Raw genomic sequence first — 19,511 nt, 5'->3', positions numbered from 1 at the left:
ATATCATGAGCAACGAAGAAAACAAAGTTACAGAAGAAGAGCTTGATCAAATCATCGAAGAGGCTGAAAAAGTAGAAGCTGAAGCACAAGAAGTTGAAGCTGAGCTTGAAGAGCTTGGTGATGAGACAGACGCTAAGATTGCTCAACTAGAAGCGGCACTATTGTCTAGCGAGGCAAAAGTAAAAGAGCAACAAGATGCGGTGTTGCGTTCTAAAGCTGAAGTAGAAAACATGCGTCGTCGCACTGAGCAAGAGATCGATAAAGCACGTAAGTTTGCGTTGAACAAGTTTGCAGAAGAGCTGCTTCCTGTTATTGATAACCTAGAGCGTGCAATTCAAGCGGCAGATACAGAGAATGAAACTGTGAAGCCGTTCCTAGAAGGCGTTGAACTAACACATAAAACGTTTGTAGACGTTGTCGCGAAATTTGGCTTGAAAGCAATCAACCCTGAAGGTGAAGCATTCAATCCAGAGTTCCATCAAGCGATGTCGATTCAGGAGAGCCCTGATCATGAATCAAACACTGTTATGTTTGTTATGCAAAAAGGTTACGAACTAAACGGCCGTGTGATTCGTCCGGCAATGGTAATGGTTGCTAAGTAACTTTAACTACCTGTTTTTTAAATATAAAAGCGTCCATCATTTTTGATGGGCGCTTTTTTGTTTTAAACATAAATGACTGCATCGAACTTCGTTGTATATCGATAAATGAAAATTTGATCCCCTTCATATTTTTTCCTATTGGTTAATTATTTTCCTATAGGAGATTTTCTCTCATCTCGCTGCGTGTTTATTAACGGAAAGGGCTATAAGTGATTGTAATCATTCGTTGTGTGAATGTTTGTTCTGCATAGGAATGTAAATATAGTCATTTTTTCTAAAACAATGTCGTTAACAAAAATGTAAATTATCACTTTATTTTGTAACTTCGGTGTGTATGATTTGCGACTAATGCTTTAAAAGTAAGCATATATAACTACAAAAATGTAAATAGTAAACACAACATATCGGAGATTTATAATGGATAAATCGCTTTCTAGTAAGATTTTTATAGGCTTGTTTGCCGGCCTTGTGCTGGGGACAGCAATTCAGTACTTATTTAGCGGTATTGCGATTTTTGATACATACCTACTTGGAGCAGCAGAAGGTGTTGGCGGCATGTTCGTCTCACTGATCAAATTGCTTGTTGTTCCTTTAGTTTACGTTTCAATCGTATGCGGCATTGTTGACTTGAAAGACATCAGTGCATTTGGTCGTCTTGGTGGAAAAACTTTTACCCTTTACATTCTTAACACCATCATTGCGATTACGGCGGCTTTGACTGTCGGCTTGATCTTCCAGCCAGGAGCGGGCGCTAATCTAGCAGGAACGGTATCTGAGGCTGTACAGCTGACAACGACAGAGACGCCGGACATTTTCTCTTTAGTTGTTAACATTGTTCCTAGCAACCCTGTACAAGCGTTTGCTAGCGGTGACATGCTGCAAATCATCTTTATGGCAATTTTGACGGGGCTTGCAATTCAAGCTTTGGATTCTCGTGGTGGCCCAGCTATTCGCACATTCAAAATGGCAAATGAAATCATGATGAAATTGGTTGGATTAGTGATGAGTCTTGCACCATATGGTGTATTCGCACTAATGATTCAACTAGGTGCAACGCTAAACGCCAATACATTAATGTCCGTTGCCGGTTACGTGGCTTTGGTGGTTGCGATGTTGGTGTTCTGGATCTTCTTCTTCTACCCAATGGCAGTGAGTATTGCGACAGGAACCTCTCCAAAGACTTTTCTACGTGCAACTCGTGAGCAGATTCTTTTCTCTCTATCTACCGCGAGCTCAAACGCGACTATCCCGGTAACGATGCGCACACTGACAGAAAAGCTTCAGGTCTCTAAATCGGTTGCTGGCTTCGGTGTACCACTGGGCGCAACGATGAATATGTCTGGTGTGTCTATCTATATTGCTCTAGCAACGATGTTTGTTGCGAACGCTTTTGGCCAGCCAATTAACACCGCAGACATCTTTACACTTGGCTTAACTATTCTTCTGTTATCTATTGGTGCTGGCGGCGTTCCTGGGGGCGGCGTGGTAATGGTAGGCGTTTTGCTTCACCAGCTAGGTTTACCACCTGAAGGTTTGGCAATCATTGCAGCGGTCGACCGTATTAATGATATGTTCTGTACATCATCTAACGTTGTCGGCGACACGGCAGTGAACACCATTGTTGCAAAAACAGAAGGTGAGATAGGTAAAGAAGAAGGTGTTGATGCTGAGCCTGCTCAAGCGAACGCCTAATACCTTGAATAATTTATTTTAACCCTAATATTGAAGCGAGCTCTTATGAGCTCGTTTTTTATTTAGGAAGAGTCGGGCATGAATAAATTTATCTGGGAAATGACGTTTTGTTGCGCTACAGCAGTGTGACGAGTTCCCAACTAATCAGAAAGAAACACATAAATTTCGAAAAAAGACGCTTTTTTTTAATTCTGCCCTTGAAAAGCATTTTGCCGCCCTTATCTATGTGGCATAGAGAAGCAAACATTGATTATTTTTGTTTGTGAGCAAGGGTTGAAACCCGATTCTCCTCCCCCCACATTGGGGTTATAACCAAACGAAAATAGAATTTATTCGGAGATAGCCAGATGGGTAAAATCATTGGTATTGACTTAGGTACTACTAACTCATGTGTTGCTGTATTAGACGGCGACAAACCACGTGTAATTGAAAACGCAGAGGGCGAACGTACTACTGCATCGGTTATTGCTTACACTGACGGTGAGACGCTAGTAGGTCAACCAGCGAAACGTCAAGCAGTAACTAACCCAGAAAACACGCTATTTGCAATTAAGCGTCTAATCGGTCGTCGTTTTGAAGACGAAGAAGTTCAGCGTGACATCGAAATCATGCCTTACAAAATCGTTAAGGCTGACAACGGTGATGCTTGGGTAGAAGCGAAAGGCCAAAAAATGGCAGCTCCTCAGGTTTCTGCTGAAGTTCTTAAGAAAATGAAGAAAACTGCTGAAGACTTCCTTGGTGAGGAAGTAACTGGCGCAGTTATCACAGTACCTGCTTACTTTAACGATGCTCAGCGTCAAGCGACAAAAGATGCTGGCCGTATCGCAGGTCTAGAAGTTAAACGTATCATCAACGAACCAACGGCAGCTGCACTAGCTTACGGTCTAGATAAGAAAGGCGGCGATCGCACTATCGCGGTATACGACCTTGGTGGTGGTACATTCGATATTTCAATCATCGAAATTGATGAAGTTGAAGGCGAGAAAACATTCGAAGTTCTAGCAACTAACGGTGATACTCACCTAGGTGGTGAAGACTTTGATAACCGTCTAATCAACTACTTGGTTGATGAGTTCAACAAAGAGCAAGGCATCAACCTTAAGAACGACCCACTAGCAATGCAGCGTGTTAAAGAAGCAGCAGAGAAAGCGAAAATCGAGCTTTCTTCTACTTCTCAAACAGACGTAAACCTACCTTACGTTACTGCAGATGCAACTGGTCCTAAGCACATGAACATTAAAGTGACTCGTGCAAAACTAGAATCTCTAGTTGAAGACCTAGTACAACGCTCTCTTGAGCCATTAAAAGTAGCTCTAGCTGACGCTGACCTATCAGTAAACGACATCACTGACGTAATCCTAGTTGGTGGTCAGACTCGTATGCCAATGGTTCAAGCGAAAGTTGCTGAGTTCTTTGGTAAAGAAGCGCGCCGTGACGTAAACCCTGACGAAGCAGTAGCAATGGGTGCTGCAGTTCAAGGTGGTGTACTTGCTGGTGACGTTAAAGACGTACTACTACTAGACGTAACTCCACTGTCTCTAGGTATCGAGACAATGGGTGGCGTGATGACTAAGTTAGTTGAGAAGAACACAACTATCCCAACTAAAGCGAACCAAGTTTTCTCTACAGCGGAAGACAACCAGAGCGCGGTAACTATCCACGTTCTACAAGGTGAGCGTAAGCAAGCGATGTACAACAAGTCTCTAGGCCAATTTAACCTAGAAGGCATCCAGCCTGCACCACGTGGTATGCCACAAATCGAGGTTACTTTTGACCTTGATGCGGATGGTATCCTACACGTATCTGCGAAAGACAAGCAGACTGGTAAAGAGCAGAAGATCACTATCCAAGCTTCTGGCGGTCTAAGCGATGAAGACATCGAGAAAATGGTTCAAGAAGCAGAAGCTAACAAAGAAGCGGACAAGAAGTTCGAAGAGCTAGCAACTGCACGTAACCAAGCTGACCAAATGATTCACGGTACTCGTAAGCAAGTAGAAGAAGCTGGTGAAGCGCTACCTGCAGAAGAGAAAGAGAAGATTGAAGCAGCAATTTCTGAGCTAGAAACAGCACGTAAAGGCGAAGACAAAGAAGCTATCGATGCTAAAGTTCAAGCACTAATGACTGCTTCTCAAAAGCTGATGGAAATCGCTCAACAACAAGCTCAAGCGCAGCAAGCACAAGGTGCTGACGCAGGTGCACAGTCTAAAGAAGACGACGTTGTAGATGCTGAGTTCGAAGAAGTTAAAGACGACAAGAAATAATATTTCTTAACCAGATGGCTGCATAAGCCATCTGGGGTCGATAAGACTTCGTGTGCGGGCGTTTGGGGCAACTCTTACGCCCGTCTGTTTGTAAACGCTGTCTTTCTAGTTAAGTATGTTGCAGACAAGTGCACTTACCTAGAACGATACAAACACCAAGCGGTGAATCGATGCCGTTTGTAGTAATTAACTGGTGACGAAGAACATGTCAAAACGTGATTTTTACGAAGTATTAGGCGTAAGCCGTGATGCCTCAGAGCGCGATATCAAAAAGGCGTATAAGCGTCTAGCGATGAAATTCCACCCAGACCGAAACCAGGGTGATGATTCTGCGGCGGACAAGTTTAAAGAAGTAAAAGAAGCGTACGAAGTTCTGACCGACCCTCAAAAGAAAGCGGCGTACGACCAATACGGTCATGCTGCTTTTGAACAAGGCGGCGGTGGTTTCGGTGGCGGCGGCTTTGGCGGCGGCGGTGCTGATTTCGGCGACATCTTTGGCGATGTATTCGGTGACATCTTTGGTGGTGGTCGTCGTGGCGGTGGTGGCCACCGTGCCCAGCGAGGTGCTGACCTACGTTACAACATGGAATTGACGCTAGAAGAAGCGGTTCGTGGTGTAACGAAGGAGATCGAAGTACCGACACTAGTACACTGTGATACTTGTGATGGTAGTGGCGCGAAGAAAGGTTCATCTGCTGAAACATGTGGCACCTGTCATGGTCATGGTCAAGTACAGATGCGCCAAGGCTTCTTCGCAGTGCAACAAACCTGTCCTACCTGTCACGGTAAAGGTAAAATCATTAAAGACCCTTGTAATGAGTGTCATGGTCAAGGTCGTAAGCAGAAAACAAAAACACTTAACGTTAAGATCCCTGCAGGTGTTGATACTGGCGACCGTATTCGTCTATCTGGCGAAGGTGAAGCGGGAGAAATGGGGGCGCCTGCTGGCGACTTGTATGTACAAGTGCACGTGAAAGAGCACCATATCTTCGAGCGTGATGGCAACAACCTATACTGTGAAGTGCCAGTAAGCTTTGCGATGGCAGCTCTAGGTGGTGAAGTTGAAGTACCAACTCTAGATGGTCGCGTAAGCCTAAAAGTACCTTCAGAAACGCAAACAGGTCGTATGTTCCGCATGCGTGGTAAAGGTGTGAAAGGCGTTCGCGGTGGCGGTGTTGGTGATCTTATTGTGAAGTTGGTTGTCGAAACACCAGTAAATCTAAGCTCACGCCAAAAAGAACTGCTCAAAGAGTTTGAAGAGTCTTGTGGTGGTGAAGCGGCGACAAAGCACAAGCCTAAATCAGAAGGCTTTTTCAACGGTGTGAAAAAGTTCTTTGATGATTTAACCAGCTAAGACGTTAGTGAAAAAAACAAATACAAAGGCCTGCTAAAATGCAGGCCTTTTTGCATCTCGGTGTTCTTGCTAGTTCCAGCAATCACTTGGTTCTTCGACATTTGTTGACGTTAAAGTAATCGTTTTAGAACCAGTCAAGCACTCGTCGTCGTCTTGTCCAAGAGGTGATTTTGCTGTTGCTGTAATGGTATAGGCCGTACTTGCAGAGCTAGCAATATCGAAAGAAAATCTATCTGTGTCTGAATCGCATAGAGTGCATGTGCCTCCAGAGATAATATGACTCCAGTCGTACCCACCATCATAAGATGTCTCTAGCTCTAGCTGAATTCGACTAAGATCGCTCAAGGCAACCGCCCTATGAGACTTGATTACATGATTGGTGTAAGAAGGGTAGGCGACTGCAGCAATGATCCCGACAATCACTACAGCTACCAGTAATTCGATCAATGTCATCCCTCCCAATCTTTTTTTGTAGCTGTTACAGCGAGAAATTCGAATCATCACGAGTAGTTTCCTTTTCACTTTTCCGCCTATTTTTGGCAGGTGATAGCATCTGTGCAAGATGAATTACGGCCCTTTTGCCGTTTACATAGGAATTTGGGAAATGCCTCGCGGGTTTACGTTGTTGGAGCTTCTTATTACTGTTGCTGTCTTGTCAGTACTACTACTTTTTGTCGCCCCAAGTTTTTCAAAAGTTAGCCAACACATGAAAATAGTGAATTTAGCCAACGAATTACAGGGTTTTTTGATCCAAGCGAAATCGGAATCGGTGATGAGAAATCAAGATTTTTGGGTTCATATTCAAGGCTTGCCTTCATCCACCGGAAGCTGGAAGCTCACACTCTCGAGTGTATCGAATGTCACTGACATTACTTCAATGAATACTGTTGCTGAGCTGCAAGGTCATCTATATCGGGGTCTGGTGGTGTCGAGTAATATAACTAGCGTCAAGTTTGATCGTGTTATGGGGAATCCCAAAAATGCGGGAAGTATTCACCTGAAGAAATCTCAAGCGGATACCAGTCCGATAAAAGTAACTGTTCATAACGGAGCAGGGCGAGTAAAAGTGTGCGCTATGAATAAGGCAAAATATGGCTTTGAACAATGCTAAACAGCAGGGTAGTACACTTGTTGAGTTTATGATTGCTGCGTTGTTAGGACTTGTCGCTTTGGGCATTGTTGGCGCAGTGTTTCTTTCTAACCAAAAAACAGCTGTGCAGCGAAGCAAGGAAATAATGCTACTTCAGCAGATGAGTAGTGTAATTCAACAAGTGAAAGAGGATATTCAACGAGCAGGGTTTGATGGTATTACGACAAAATCAATGATGCTTTCCGGTTCTCCTAGCGTTCTATATCAACAATCCGAAAAAATCGGTTATGTTTATCGAAACACAGCAAGCTCTGTGAGTAATACGATATATCGGTTAAAGGATAATATGTTGGAATATTGCCAGGATGATTCACCATCACCTTTAAGTGTCGTGTCTGCTGCTAGTGGATGTTTTGATCTTTTTGATCCTAAGCAAATTAAAGTAACTCAATTTGGTGTTAGTCGAACATTACTATCAGGTTCGTCAATAGAGAGTGCGTTTATTTCTATTTCAATGGCCGCTGAATTAAAAAATGATCCGGCAATTTCTCACGCCATTTTATTACAAGTTCAGCAAAGGAATTGGCAATGATACGTAAGCATCAACAAGGAGTGGCCACGTTACTTATTACTTCCATACTGCTCTCTGTCGCTTTGGTTGTGACGTTAGGCTCATATAAGAATCTATTTTATCAAATTAAGCGTGCGCAGAATGAAGTTAGTTCTCGGCAACAGCACTGGGAAGCGGAAGGGGGGCTTGAGTGTCTATTTGCTTATGTCACAGATGATGTATCCATAGTGAACGAGCTCATCCCAATTAATCACAATAATTTAAATACCTTATGTAAGAGGGAATTAAACCTTAGCCAGCTGAACGTTACTGATATAGGGGCAGGAGTCTATCGTATTAATTCTATATCTCACAATGGTTGGGCCCAGCTCAATAAAACTTTCAGTACACTAAGTAATCGTGGAAAAGGAGCGATACAAACCACATCCAAGTTAACTACTTATGGTGATTTAAAGGTTCATCCAGATGCGAAAGGTGATCTTAATTCTGACAATCTGTATGAATGCATATCACTGACTTATCGGTATAGTTATACCATGGAAGGCGGAAGCACAGGATCAAAATATAACACTGCATCAATAAGAGCGAATAGCTTATATGATGGTTCTCCTGCTGGAGGGTGTACCGCTGCAACGACAACCAATGTTACAGTAAAAGCTGGGAATGCAATTACGAAAACTAATAAACCTGAAACTTCTGATCCGCAGCTAAAAGGCGATTTTGTTTATGACTCTGAAGTCGATCCATTCCAAACCTTTTTTGATTACAAAAAAACACCGGAAAATATTGATAAAGTCAAAGCTTCATTTCCGAAAGCTGGGAAAATCAATTTGTCAAATGCGACACAGTGTAAATCAGCTATCGAAAATGCTTTTAAGGAAGTAGATAAGGTTTGGATTACTGGTGACTGCGCCATTCACGGGAATTTAGCACTTCAAGGCAACCATGAGAAATATACGTTAGTTATTCAAGATGGTATTTTTATCAATACTGGTTCAACAACATTTCAGGGTTCGCTTTTTCATTTAGTCGATAAAACTAAACCACAGTTTGCTCCTGATGAGTTAAAAAGCTATTGGGAAAGTTTGTTCTCGAATGCTGATGGCTCACCGACTAATTTTACCATTGGTAAACAATATACTGATCTTACACAAACTGTTTATGTTGATGCAGGGGCATTTCACGCAACGGGTGGTTATGGTTTTGATACTGATGGGTTAAAAACCTCAATTGCGGGCTCAATGGAGTTACTATTTGATTCCAGCAAAAGACCTACAACAAGGAGAAATGATGTTCGTTGGCAAGAGGGAAGTTGGAATGCCAAGTAAACAACATGGTTTTAGTTTAATTGAAATAATGATTTCTTTTATTTTAATTGGTGTCGGTGCTCTTGGATTGGTTAAGTTGCAAGCTTACATTGAGCTGCGGGCAGATTACGCGATGCATAGCATTGAAGCGCTAAATCTTGCTGAGCAGAAATTAGAGTGGTTTCGTACGCGTGGGGCTATTTCTGCAGTCCCCTCGATGCCCGCCGCTAATTTTGATACAAATATTGTCTCTGGGGAAGATACTACGCACCCCTTGTATACTTTATCTTGGTCTGTGCCAACGGCAACTCTGTCGGGCGCACTTAAAACGATACATATGGAAGCTCTATGGCAAGATCGCCACGGTAAAATACAATCGGTAGAGCTGAAAACCATGATCTCTAAACATAGCGAATTTGATTAAATAGTCTAGGTTCCTGTTTTATGCCGATTCAATCAAAACCGATTGGAGTTCTGGATAAGGTGTTCACTGTCCGCGTTGCCCTTTTTATATTGAAGAGAATTATTTCTTGCTTCTCATCACGTATAGTTTCTTTTCTTAAAACTATCTATTCATCGCTCTATGCAACCTCTGTTTTTGCCAGCTCGTTTACTAAATGTATATGTTGATTTTTCCATAATGTTTCAGACTTGTATCTTTGGTTTTGTTTTTTGCAAAATATGTCTCCAATTATGAAAAAAAATATAGAACCTTGTGCTTTCTCCATTAGTGTTTACTAGAATACTCGTTGGATAGTAGGTCGTTATAATTATTCAAATAGGCCTTGGCACCAACATCATTCACTATGGAGTTACCATGAGTAACCAAGCTGTAAATAAGGCACCATCATCGAAGCCGAGCGGGATGGAGCGCTTTTTAAACTTTATCGAGAGGACAGGTAACAAAATTCCTGATCCTGCGATTTTGTTCTTCTGGGCATTGATCATTACTTGGGCGGCGTCAGCACTTTTGTCGAATGTATCATTCGATCTTCCAAACCCTCGAACGGGCGAAGCTCTTACTATCACCAACTTACTTACGGGCGAAGCGCTAGCAAGTTTCCTTGCTAACATGGTGACGACGTTTACTGGCTTTGCGCCACTGGGTATCGTACTTGTCGCAATGCTAGGTGTGGGTGTTGCAGATTCTTCGGGCTTTATTACGACGGGTCTTAAGAAGATGCTGAACTTCACGCCAGCTAAGCTTCTTACTCCAATGCTTATTTTGGTTGCCATTGTATCGCATACTGCGGCAGATGCAGGCTATGTTCTGGTTATTCCTCTTGGCGGTATTATCTTCCATGCGGCAGGTCGTCACCCTTTAGCAGGTATTGCGGCAGCATTTGCAGGTGTATCTGGTGGCTTCTCTGCAAACTTTATCCCTTCAGGTATCGATCCGCTATTGGCTGGCTTTACGCAAACTGCGGCGCAGGTTCTTGATCCTGAATATGTGGTTAACCCATTAGCGAACATCTTCTTCACTGGCCTATCCTCTATCATTATTGTGGGGATTGGTTGGTACGTGACAGAGAAAATCATCGAGCCTCGTTTATCAAAAATGCCAATTGATGATGATGCGGAAACCGCGCCAAACCTAGGTTCATTTACTGAACTGGAATCAAAAGCATTCCGTTATGCAGGTTGGGCAATGATGGCGGGTATTGCTTTACTTGTTGCAGCGTTAATTCCAGAAACATCAGCACTTCGCTCGCCTGAAGGTGAAATTACTGCCTTCTCAGCACCGATAATGAAGTCTATCGTGCCGTTGATCTTTATTCTGTTTATCATTCCTGGTTACGTTTACGGTAAAGTGTCTGGAACGTTCAAGACCAGCAACGACATTATCAAAGCGATGGCTGATACTATGTCAACCATGGGCGCATACATTGTTATGTCGTTCTTCTGTGCTCAGTTCCTATCTGCATTTGCTCAGTCAAACATCGGTACGATGCTAGCGTTGTATGGCGCAGAAGGCTTAAAAGCGATGAACCTACCAGGTGAAGTGACCATCATCGGTATGATCCTTCTAACCGCGTCTGTAAACCTACTTATTGGTTCGGCATCGGCAAAATGGGCTTTAATTGGTCCAATCCTAGTGCCAATGCTAATGGCGGTTGGTATCTCGCCTGAGCTGTCTCAGGCGGCTTACCGTGTGGGTGACTCTGTATCGAACATCATTTCGCCTCTAATGGTATTTTTCCCTCTTGTTGTGGTTTACTGTCAGCGTTATGTGAAGTCGGCTGGTATCGGTACGCTTGCGTCACTAATGATGCCATTCTCGATCGCAATGCTGATCGGTTGGTCTATCTTCCTAGTTGCTTATTGGATGGTAGGTATCCCGCTAGGCATTCAAGCTCCTTATACTTACACAATGTAAAAACGTGTAGGGTGTGAAAGCCGCTAATTGGCAGCCCAAAAGCGCAGGTCTTCGATCTGCGTTTTTTTGTTCTCGTAAAACGAACATCGATAGGTCTTGTAACTAGTTTTTTGGAGTTGCAGACTTTGTCCCGTGATGTGTTGCTGTAGTGAAACCGAAGTTGGTGATAAAATTCCTGACTTCAATCGTTTTTTGTTTCTTTGGAGCCTCCTTTGTCTAACCATCCGTTTTCCCCTCAAGATGAATTGTTTATGCGCAGAGCGATGGAGCTTGCTGAGCAAGCAGAAGCTGAGGGGGAAGTACCTGTTGGCGCAGTGCTTGTCAAAGATGGTGAAATTATCGCTGAGGGGTGGAATCGCTCTATTGGTACTAATGACGCTACCGCACATGCTGAGATCCAAACGCTGCGTAAAGCAGGCCAAAAGCTAGAAAATTACCGCCTTCTGGATACGACGTTATATGTAACACTTGAGCCATGCCCAATGTGTGCCGGAGCCTTATTGCATAGCCGCGTTAAGCGGGTTGTTTTTGGAGCGCCAGATTTAAAAGCTGGAGCAGCAGGAACAGTGCTTAATTTGTTTGAAAGTCAAGCCGCTTACCATTACGCCTTAGTTGAAAAGGGGCTGCTAGAAGATGAGTGCCGTACTCAGCTACAAGCGTTTTTTAAGCGCCGCCGAAAGGAAATTAAAGCGAAGAAGCAAGCACAAAAAGCATTAGAAAATGGAGAGAGCGAGCAAGGTAGTGGGAGTAGTGAGGGCTAGCAAATACCTACAACGTGGTAGATGTTTGCTTGGACGCACTAGTGATTGACTAAATGTACAAAAACACGATTACGTGAACTTACTTTCTTTTTCATACATGTCAGTTTACGTTTACGTCGGATAGCAGCTACTGTGTTATTTAAACGCATTGACTGCACTCTACGTCTTCTCATATTCAAAACCTCCTGCAGACAAGACTTATACCAGTAAAGCGCGGCTTATCGATGCTTGGCAATAGGCTCGATAATCGCACTAAACATTGTATGGTTTAAACGTTCTTCATTTGACTTCTGCATTGCACAGAGCCAGCAAACAATTTCAATACGATGCTTAATAATAGGAGTGACGTTATTTCGGCAGAGTGTAGCCGAAGGCGCCGCTTCATCAAGTGAGCTAAACCATGTGGTTGCAAAACAATCTGTTACAAAGCAATCAGTTTTACTAACGATGAAGAAAAGGCGACCAACCAAAGGAATGGTTGAGTGTGGTTGGTGTCACTCAGAGTCTTGGATTCTAGATAAGTTTTCGTTAGGACTCAATAAAAATGACGAGCTCATGGGCTCGTCATTTTTTAGTTTACCGCGGGTTTATTCTTCAATGCTTTCTTGTTCGGTGTCTTCTTCAACCGTGACGTCAGAAGCGCCAGAGACTTGTTCTACGACGGTCTCTACTGCGCCCGATATCAAAATGTCGGGGGTGAGCGGCGGAATCACTTGTAAGTCATCGCTATTCTCATCAATCGCTGGCTGTTGGCTGACATGACCAATGATGGATTGGTAGTAACGTCGAATATTTTCTACGTAATTACGCGCTTCATCGCCTCTGGCGTACCCATAGCGAGTTTGGCTGTAATAGCGCTTCTGACGAAGTAAAGGCAGCCTGTCTTTTACATCGGCCCAAGCGTTCGGATCGCCACCTTGTGCTTTGGTGAGTCGTCGTGCGTCCATCATGTGGCCGTAACCAATATTGTATGAAGCTAACGCAAACCATATTTTTTCATGCTCGTTAATGCTATCAGGCACGCGACTTACAATACGACGTAAGTACTCGACACCACCACGAACAGATTGCTCAGGGTCTAAACGGTTTGTTACCCCGACGCTTTTCGCTGTTGGCAGAGTCAGCATCATCATCCCCCTAACACCTGTTGGCGATTTTGCTGTTGGTTTCCAGTGTGACTCTTGATAAGCCAATGCTGCAATTAAGCGCCAGTCGAACTCTTCGCTGTATTTTTGGAATAAAGGTGCCCATTTAGGCAATTTGTCATCCAGAGCTCGAATGAATGCGCGAGTATCAACGTAGTCAAATGCTTCAATATGACCAATGTACTTTTCTTCGAGGGTGGACAGTTCTCCTGATTGTTTGATGTTACCGAAAAACTCTATCAGCATCGCATACAAACTTTCGTCTTCAGAACGTCGAGTAAACCAAGATACTGGTTGATCTTCTGTAAGTTCAAACGCGAGCGCAAGATCGGGGTAAAGGCGTTGAGCAAGGGAAAGTTCCACCGAATCAGTCACAGTAAAACGTAACTCACCCGTCGATACGTATTTGAGTAAGTCTCTCGTGTCAGCATCACCAACAATTTCAAACTGAAGTTCTGGATACTGCTTCTTTAACGCTGTTAGGGTCGGAACATATTGCGATTGTTCAACGATCTTTAATGTTTGAGCGCCTGCATTTGTATCTTCGTCGGACTCGTCGTCTTTCGAGGCTTGGTATTCAATGAGTTGTTCGATATCACGTGGTCGAAGTTGCCCTTTTTTATATACCACTTGTTGGCTTACATAATAATAGGCAGGGCCTGGTCTAAATCGTTTGACTGCTTGTGACGTTTGATTTAAACCCGTAGCGATGATATCGATATCTCCTTTCTTAAGAGCAGGAAAAAGCTCAGCCTGGCGAAAGGCTGGTTTAATCTCGAGTTTGACGCCGAGCTGTTCCGCAAACTGACGCGCCAATTCGTAATCCAACCCTGCGGGACCATCGGGACCTATGTAGTAGGAAAGCTGATTGTTTAGCGTGCCAACACGAAGCACACCACGTTCTTGAATTTTTTCAAATTCACTTTTGGGCTCTGACTCAATCTGGCAAGCTGAGAGCAAAAGAACAGAAACTAAAATTAGAGCACTGCGCTTGAGCCGGTTGAAGTGACTTATTTGCATTAATAGGTACATCTTGGAAAATTTCTATTTGCCTTTATATCAAAGCGAGCTCATGGGGCAAAGTGAATCACACACTTATAACGTGACATTGTGTGTTTTATCGACATTTTAGTTGTAATTCAAATTTGACAAAAAAAATGACGCAAACGGTTGCTTTTGGTGTTACATCACAAAAACAATTACTATATAATGCGCTCGCAATGACGAGGTGGAATCGGCATAGGTTCGACAGGGCTTATTTTAAGTGTCTGAATTTATTCCAATATCACCTTAATCAATTGCATAAGAGACCTAAGCACATGAGAATTTTGCGTGGCTCCCCAGCTCTTTCTGAGTTTCGTGTTAATAAACTACTGGAACTTTGTCGTGAACAAGATCTGCCTGTAACTGGCATTTATGCCGAGTTTATGCACTTTGCCGATCTAAAGTCAGACCTTGATGACCAAGAGTTAGAAAAACTTGAAAAGTTACTAACTTACGGCCCAACCATCGAAGAGCATGAGCCTGAAGGTCTTCTACTTCTTGTCACGCCTCGTCCTGGCACTATCTCGCCTTGGTCTTCTAAATCTACCGATATCGCTGTTAACTGTGGTCTGGATAAAGTGAAACGTCTAGAGCGTGGTACGGTTTATTATGTCGAGTCTTCAGTTGTTCTATCAGAAGCTCAAGCTGACGCTGTTAAAGCGTTAATTCACGACCGCATGATGGAAACAGTATTCACAGAATTTGAAGCCGCATCAGCATTATTTACTGTTGCAGAGCCTAAGCCTGTCGCACATGTTGATATCTTAGCTGGCGGTCGTCTTGCGCTTGAAGAGGCAAACGTTTCCCTTGGCTTGGCACTCGCAGAAGATGAAATTGATTACTTGGTCGAGAATTTTACTAAGCTTGGGCGTAACCCAAACGACATTGAATTGATGATGTTTGCTCAGGCGAACTCAGAGCATTGTCGCCACAAAATTTTTAACGCAGATTGGACTATCGACGGGGTAGATCAACCTAAGTCTTTGTTCAAAATGATCAAAAACACTTTTGAAACGACACCTGACTATGTACTGTCTGCATACAAAGACAACGCAGCCGTTATGACTGGTTCTAAAGCGGGGCGTTTCTTCCCTGACCCTAAATCTCGTCAATACACGTACCACCATGAAGATACGCACATCTTGATGAAGGTAGAAACGCACAACCACCCAACGGCAATCTCTCCATGGCCGGGCGCATCGACTGGCTCAGGCGGTGAAATCCGTGACGAAGGCGCGACGGGTATCGGCGGTAAGCCAAAAGCGGGTCTGGTTGGCTTTACAACCTCTAACTTACGTATTCCTGGTTTTGAACAGCCATGGGAAACCGACTTCGGCAAGCCGGGTCGTATTGTAAATGCGTTAGACATCATGCTTGAAGGCCCTCTAGGCGGCGCGGCATTCAACAACGAATTTGGTCGTCCAAATCTATTGGGTTACTTCCGTACTTACGAAGAAAAAGTCACTTCTCATGCGGGTGAAGAAATTCGTGGTTACCACAAACCAATCATGATTGCTGGTGGTATGGGTAACATCCGCGATGAACACGTACAGAAGAAAGAGATCCCTGTGGGTGCGAGCCTAATCGTACTTGGTGGTCCGGCAATGAACATCGGTCTTGGTGGTGGCGCGGCATCTTCCATGGCATCTGGTCAGTCAGCAGAAGATCTGGACTTCGCTTCAGTACAGCGTGAAAACCCAGAGATGGAACGTCGCTGTCAGGAAGTGATCGACCGTTGTTGGCAGTTAGGCGACGACAACCCAATCGCATTTATCCACGATGTGGGTGCAGGCGGTATCTCTAACGCATTGCCTGAACTTGTCGACGACGGTGAGCGTGGCGGTAAGTTCCAATTACGCGATGTACCAAACGATGAGCCGGGCATGAGCCCACTGGAAATCTGGTGTAACGAATCACAGGAACGTTACGTTCTAGCGGTAGCGCCAGAAAACATGGAAGCATTCGACGCCATCTGTAAGCGTGAACGCGCACCGTATGCAGTGGTGGGTGTGGCGACAGAAGAGCGTCATCTAACGCTAGAAGATTCTCACTTCGACAATACGCCAATCGATATGCCAATGGATATCCTGCTTGGTAAGCCACCGAAGATGCACCGTGACGCAACCACACTAAAAGTGGAAAGCCCTGCCATTGTTCGTGATGGTATTGAGCTTAATGAAGCGGTGGATCGCGTACTTCGTCTTCCTGCTGTTGCAGAAAAAACATTCCTAATTACTATCGGTGACCGAACAGTTACGGGTCTGGTTGCTCGTGATCAAATGGTTGGTCCTTGGCAGGTACCAGTAGCAAACTGCGCAGTAACAGCGGCAAGCTACGACACTTACTATGGCGAAGCAATGTCGATGGGTGAGCGCACGCCAGTGGCATTACTAGACTTTGGAGCATCGGCTCGCCTAGCCGTTGGTGAGTCACTAACGAACATTGCGGCAACAGACATCGGTGATATTAAACACATTAAACTGTCTGCGAACTGGATGTCTCCAGCGGGTCACCCAGGTGAAGATGCGGGTCTTTACGAAGCAGTGAAAGCGGTTGGTGAAGAATTGTGTCCTGCTTTAGGTTTGACTATCCCAGTTGGTAAAGACTCCATGTCGATGAAAACCAAGTGGGAAGAAAACGGCGAGAGCAAAGAAGTCACTTCTCCACTGTCGCTAGTTATCACGGCATTTGGTCGTGTGGAAGACGTACGTAAGACCGTGACTCCACAACTACGCACTGACAAAGGAGATACCTCTCTAGTTCTTGTTGACTTGGGTAACGGAAAAAACCGCTTAGGTGCGACAGCATTGGCACAAGTATACAAACAGCTGGGTGACAAACCTGCTGACGTAGATAATGCAGAGCAGCTAAAAGGCTTCTTTGATGCAATGCAAGCGTTAGTACGTGATGACAAGCTAGTGGCTTACCACGATAAAGGCGACGGCGGTCTTTTTGTTACACTGGCTGAGATGGCGTTCGCGGGTCACTGTGGCGTAAAAGCGAACATCGCAAAGCTGGGTGACGATGCGCTAGCCGTTCTATTTAACGAAGAGCTAGGTGCGGTTGTTCAAGTTAAGAATGATGATCTAGATTCAGTTCTATCTACTCTGGCGGCAAACGGCTTAGAGGCATGCTCACATGTGATTGGTTCTGTTGAAGCTTCAGACGACTTTGTTATCACTTCTGGTGATGCAGTTGTGCTTGAACGTTCACGTACCGAACTACGCGTTATCTGGGCTGAAACAACGCATAAGATGCAAAGTCTACGTGATAACCCATCGTGTGCAGACCAAGAGCATGAAGCTAAGAAAGACAACTCTGACCCGGGTCTAAACGTTAAGCTCAGCTTCGACGTAAATGAAGACGTTGCAGCACCGTACATTGCGAAAGGTGCTAAACCTAAGATGGCAATCCTACGTGAGCAGGGCGTTAACTCCCACGTCGAAATGGCAGCAGCGTTTGACAGAGCAGGCTTTGAAGCAACCGACATCCATATGAGCGATATCCTAACGGGCCAAGCGGTACTGGATGAATACCATGGCCTAGTAGCTTGTGGTGGCTTCTCTTACGGCGACGTACTAGGTGCGGGTGAAGGTTGGGCTAAGTCTATCCTGTTTAACGCACAAGCTCGTGAACAGTTCCAAGCCTTCTTCAACCGTGAAGAGACGTTCTCTTTAGGTGTATGTAACGGTTGTCAGATGCTATCAAACCTGAAAGAGCTGATCCCAGGTGCAGACTTGTGGCCACGTTTTGTGCGCAACGAATCTGAGCGTTTTGAAGCGCGCTTTAGTCTAGTTGAAGTTCAGAAATCTGATTCTGTATTCTTCGACGGCATGGCTGGTTCGCGTATGCCAATCGCGGTTTCCCACGGAGAAGGGCGTGTAGAAGTACGTGATGCAGAGCACCTAGCAGCGATTGAAGCATCAGGTACGGTTGCGGTTCGTTACGTGGATAACCTCGGTAACCCAACACAACAATACCCGAACAACCCGAATGGTTCGCCAAACGCGATTACCGGTTTAACAACAGCAGACGGTCGCGTAACTATCATGATGCCTCACCCAGAGCGCGTATTCCGCACAGTTGCAAATTCTTGGGCTCCGGAAGGTTGGGGTGAAAATGGCGCTTGGATGCGTATGTTCCAAAATGCCCGTAAGAATATCGGTTAATTAACCAAAGGTTAATCTAGCTTAAGTAAAGCGTTGGTTGAGAGACCAGCGCTTTCTTTTTTCTTCGTCGCTCTTTCTAGTGACTTGGCGAAACGTTGCTTTGTTCTGTCTCTTCTTTGTCATCTATTATCTAGCGTAAAAAACTTGCAGCGTTTAGATTACTTTTATGCTCTAATACCGCGCTTACCAAGGGATGGTGTTAAACAGCTCAGCTTAGATGGAGTTATCAAGTTGACCGAATCCCTGATTGATCCCTAAATCCCTTAGGAAATGAAAGAAATGTCTAAGAATCCAAAATTTGCTATCCGCGTCACTGAAAAACGTAACGGCTGGAGCGCAGAAATCACTCGCCAAGTGACATCTCGTAAGACTGTAGTATCAAAGCGTGAAACAGGCTTTGACAGCGAAGAGAAAGCACAAGCTTGGGCTGAACAAGAACTGGCTGGGTTTATCCAAAACCAAGTGGTTCGTAACGAGCGTAAAGCAGCGCAACGTCAAGAGCGTGAAGCAGAACAACTAGCGGCAAAAGTTCGTAAAGAAGAAGCCCGCAAAGCACGTGAAACCGAAGTAGACACTGACGAAGAATAAGTTTAAATCGGTGAGATGGTGACGTTACCCATCAAACAAATAGTGAAAATGCCCTGAGTTTTGTCTCAGGGCATTTTTTATTTATATCGGCTAAAAACAATCCGACGATACGGACAGGCTAAACGTGCCGTCTTCAGGGGCGGCAAATTGTTTATTGCCAGGAAGAAGGTGAGGGTTATTAGCATAAGTGCGATGTGTCGATTTGACCTTTGCAGAATGTCTCTCTGGTAAATCAAAGTGTTGTAAGCCGTCAGATAGATCGTTTGCTTCACCGTAGTCGAAATGTGTTGCGACGTCTTTGGGCTGCTTGGCGTAACGACAGTGATCCGGCTTACCATCTTCGTGCCAAGTTAAAGAGTTAGTTTTTGCATCTAGATTCAGGTTATTTGCTGCTGGCTGTGCGTAAAAATCTTCTGAAACTTGGTGCTTGCTTTGTTCTTGTAAGTAGTCTGCAATGTTCTCAGAAGCTTGCGCTAGGCTACCTACAGGGAAGAAGCAAATCAGAAGAAGCCGTGTTTTTAGATTGTTCATAATGTGTATGCAAGCAAAA

General features: G+C 44.4%; 15 protein-coding genes. 12 read left to right on the top strand and 3 right to left on the bottom strand.

What is annotated here, in order from left to right; genetic code table 11:
* Positions 1-5 precede the first annotated feature (5 nt).
* The 4 genes from grpE (at position 6) to dnaJ (ending at position 5,909) form a co-directional block, all read left to right on the top strand.
* Entirely contained in the window at positions 6-602 is a 597-nt protein-coding gene (gene grpE, locus NL626_RS04580) for a nucleotide exchange factor GrpE (RefSeq protein WP_021034134.1), read from the top strand.
* 417 nt (positions 603-1,019) lie between these two features.
* Positions 1,020-2,294 (top strand): dicarboxylate/amino acid:cation symporter, encoded by a 1,275-nt coding sequence (locus tag NL626_RS04575; RefSeq protein WP_005381625.1) that lies wholly within the window; start codon positions 1,020-1,022, stop codon positions 2,292-2,294.
* A 347-nt stretch (positions 2,295-2,641) separates the two neighbouring features.
* Positions 2,642-4,555 (top strand): molecular chaperone DnaK, encoded by a 1,914-nt coding sequence (gene dnaK, locus NL626_RS04570; protein ID WP_005381623.1) that lies wholly within the window; start codon positions 2,642-2,644, stop codon positions 4,553-4,555.
* Between the two features lie 205 nt (positions 4,556-4,760).
* Entirely contained in the window at positions 4,761-5,909 is a 1,149-nt protein-coding gene (gene dnaJ / locus NL626_RS04565) for a molecular chaperone DnaJ (protein WP_005381620.1), read from the top strand.
* Positions 5,910-5,978: 69 nt separating this feature from the next.
* Here the strand turns inward: dnaJ and NL626_RS04560 are convergent, their stop codons facing one another.
* Complete coding sequence (locus tag NL626_RS04560; RefSeq protein WP_213901735.1) at positions 5,979-6,410, bottom strand: type IV pilin protein; 432 nt, start codon at positions 6,408-6,410, stop codon at positions 5,979-5,981.
* A 103-nt stretch (positions 6,411-6,513) separates the two neighbouring features.
* Here NL626_RS04560 and NL626_RS04555 point away from each other — a divergent pair, with 103 nt between their 5' ends.
* The 6 genes from NL626_RS04555 (at position 6,514) to tadA (ending at position 12,015) form a co-directional block, all read left to right on the top strand.
* A complete protein-coding gene (locus tag NL626_RS04555; RefSeq protein WP_017635698.1) occupies positions 6,514-7,020 on the top strand; it encodes a GspH/FimT family pseudopilin in 507 nt (168 codons plus the stop codon).
* A complete protein-coding gene (locus NL626_RS04550) occupies positions 7,001-7,591 on the top strand; it encodes a PilW family protein (protein WP_017635697.1) in 591 nt (196 codons plus the stop codon). Before NL626_RS04555 ends, NL626_RS04550 begins: the two co-directional genes overlap by 20 nt.
* Positions 7,588-8,898, top strand: coding sequence for a hypothetical protein (locus tag NL626_RS04545; RefSeq protein WP_006741845.1), 1,311 nt, complete (start codon positions 7,588-7,590; stop codon positions 8,896-8,898). The genes NL626_RS04550 and NL626_RS04545 overlap by 4 nt, the downstream gene beginning before the upstream one ends.
* On the top strand, positions 8,888-9,301 hold the full coding sequence (locus NL626_RS04540; RefSeq protein ID WP_017635696.1) for a prepilin-type N-terminal cleavage/methylation domain-containing protein: 414 nt from the start codon (positions 8,888-8,890) through the stop codon (positions 9,299-9,301). Before NL626_RS04545 ends, NL626_RS04540 begins: the two co-directional genes overlap by 11 nt.
* A gap of 393 nt (positions 9,302-9,694) precedes the next feature.
* Positions 9,695-11,254 (top strand): AbgT family transporter, encoded by a 1,560-nt coding sequence (locus tag NL626_RS04535; protein WP_017635695.1) that lies wholly within the window; start codon positions 9,695-9,697, stop codon positions 11,252-11,254.
* A gap of 212 nt (positions 11,255-11,466) precedes the next feature.
* Positions 11,467-12,015 (top strand): tRNA adenosine(34) deaminase TadA, encoded by a 549-nt coding sequence (tadA, locus tag NL626_RS04530; RefSeq protein ID WP_170894037.1) that lies wholly within the window; start codon positions 11,467-11,469, stop codon positions 12,013-12,015.
* 587 nt (positions 12,016-12,602) lie between these two features.
* On the opposite strand, the gene mltF is transcribed toward tadA, so the two are convergent.
* Complete coding sequence (gene mltF, locus NL626_RS04525; RefSeq protein WP_170894036.1) at positions 12,603-14,180, bottom strand: membrane-bound lytic murein transglycosylase MltF; 1,578 nt, start codon at positions 14,178-14,180, stop codon at positions 12,603-12,605.
* A 299-nt stretch (positions 14,181-14,479) separates the two neighbouring features.
* Between mltF and purL the strand changes: the two genes are divergently transcribed.
* Together purL and NL626_RS04515 are read left to right on the top strand one after the other, a co-directional pair.
* A complete protein-coding gene (gene purL / locus NL626_RS04520; protein WP_253657022.1) occupies positions 14,480-18,373 on the top strand; it encodes a phosphoribosylformylglycinamidine synthase in 3,894 nt (1,297 codons plus the stop codon).
* 279 nt (positions 18,374-18,652) lie between these two features.
* Positions 18,653-18,961 (top strand): DUF3622 domain-containing protein, encoded by a 309-nt coding sequence (locus NL626_RS04515; RefSeq protein ID WP_025998700.1) that lies wholly within the window; start codon positions 18,653-18,655, stop codon positions 18,959-18,961.
* Positions 18,962-19,051: 90 nt separating this feature from the next.
* On the opposite strand, the gene NL626_RS04510 is transcribed toward NL626_RS04515, so the two are convergent.
* On the bottom strand, positions 19,052-19,492 hold the full coding sequence (locus NL626_RS04510) for a DNA-directed RNA polymerase subunit beta (protein ID WP_213866988.1): 441 nt from the start codon (positions 19,490-19,492) through the stop codon (positions 19,052-19,054).
* Positions 19,493-19,511: the final 19 nt, after the last annotated feature.

The organism is Vibrio sp. Y58_MX_L22 (genome assembly GCF_024181865.1).
Lineage (GTDB): Bacteria > Pseudomonadota > Gammaproteobacteria > Enterobacterales > Vibrionaceae > Vibrio > Vibrio alginolyticus.
The sequence above is the reverse complement of the archived record's forward strand: the minus strand, read 5'-3'. Positions and strand labels throughout refer to the sequence as shown.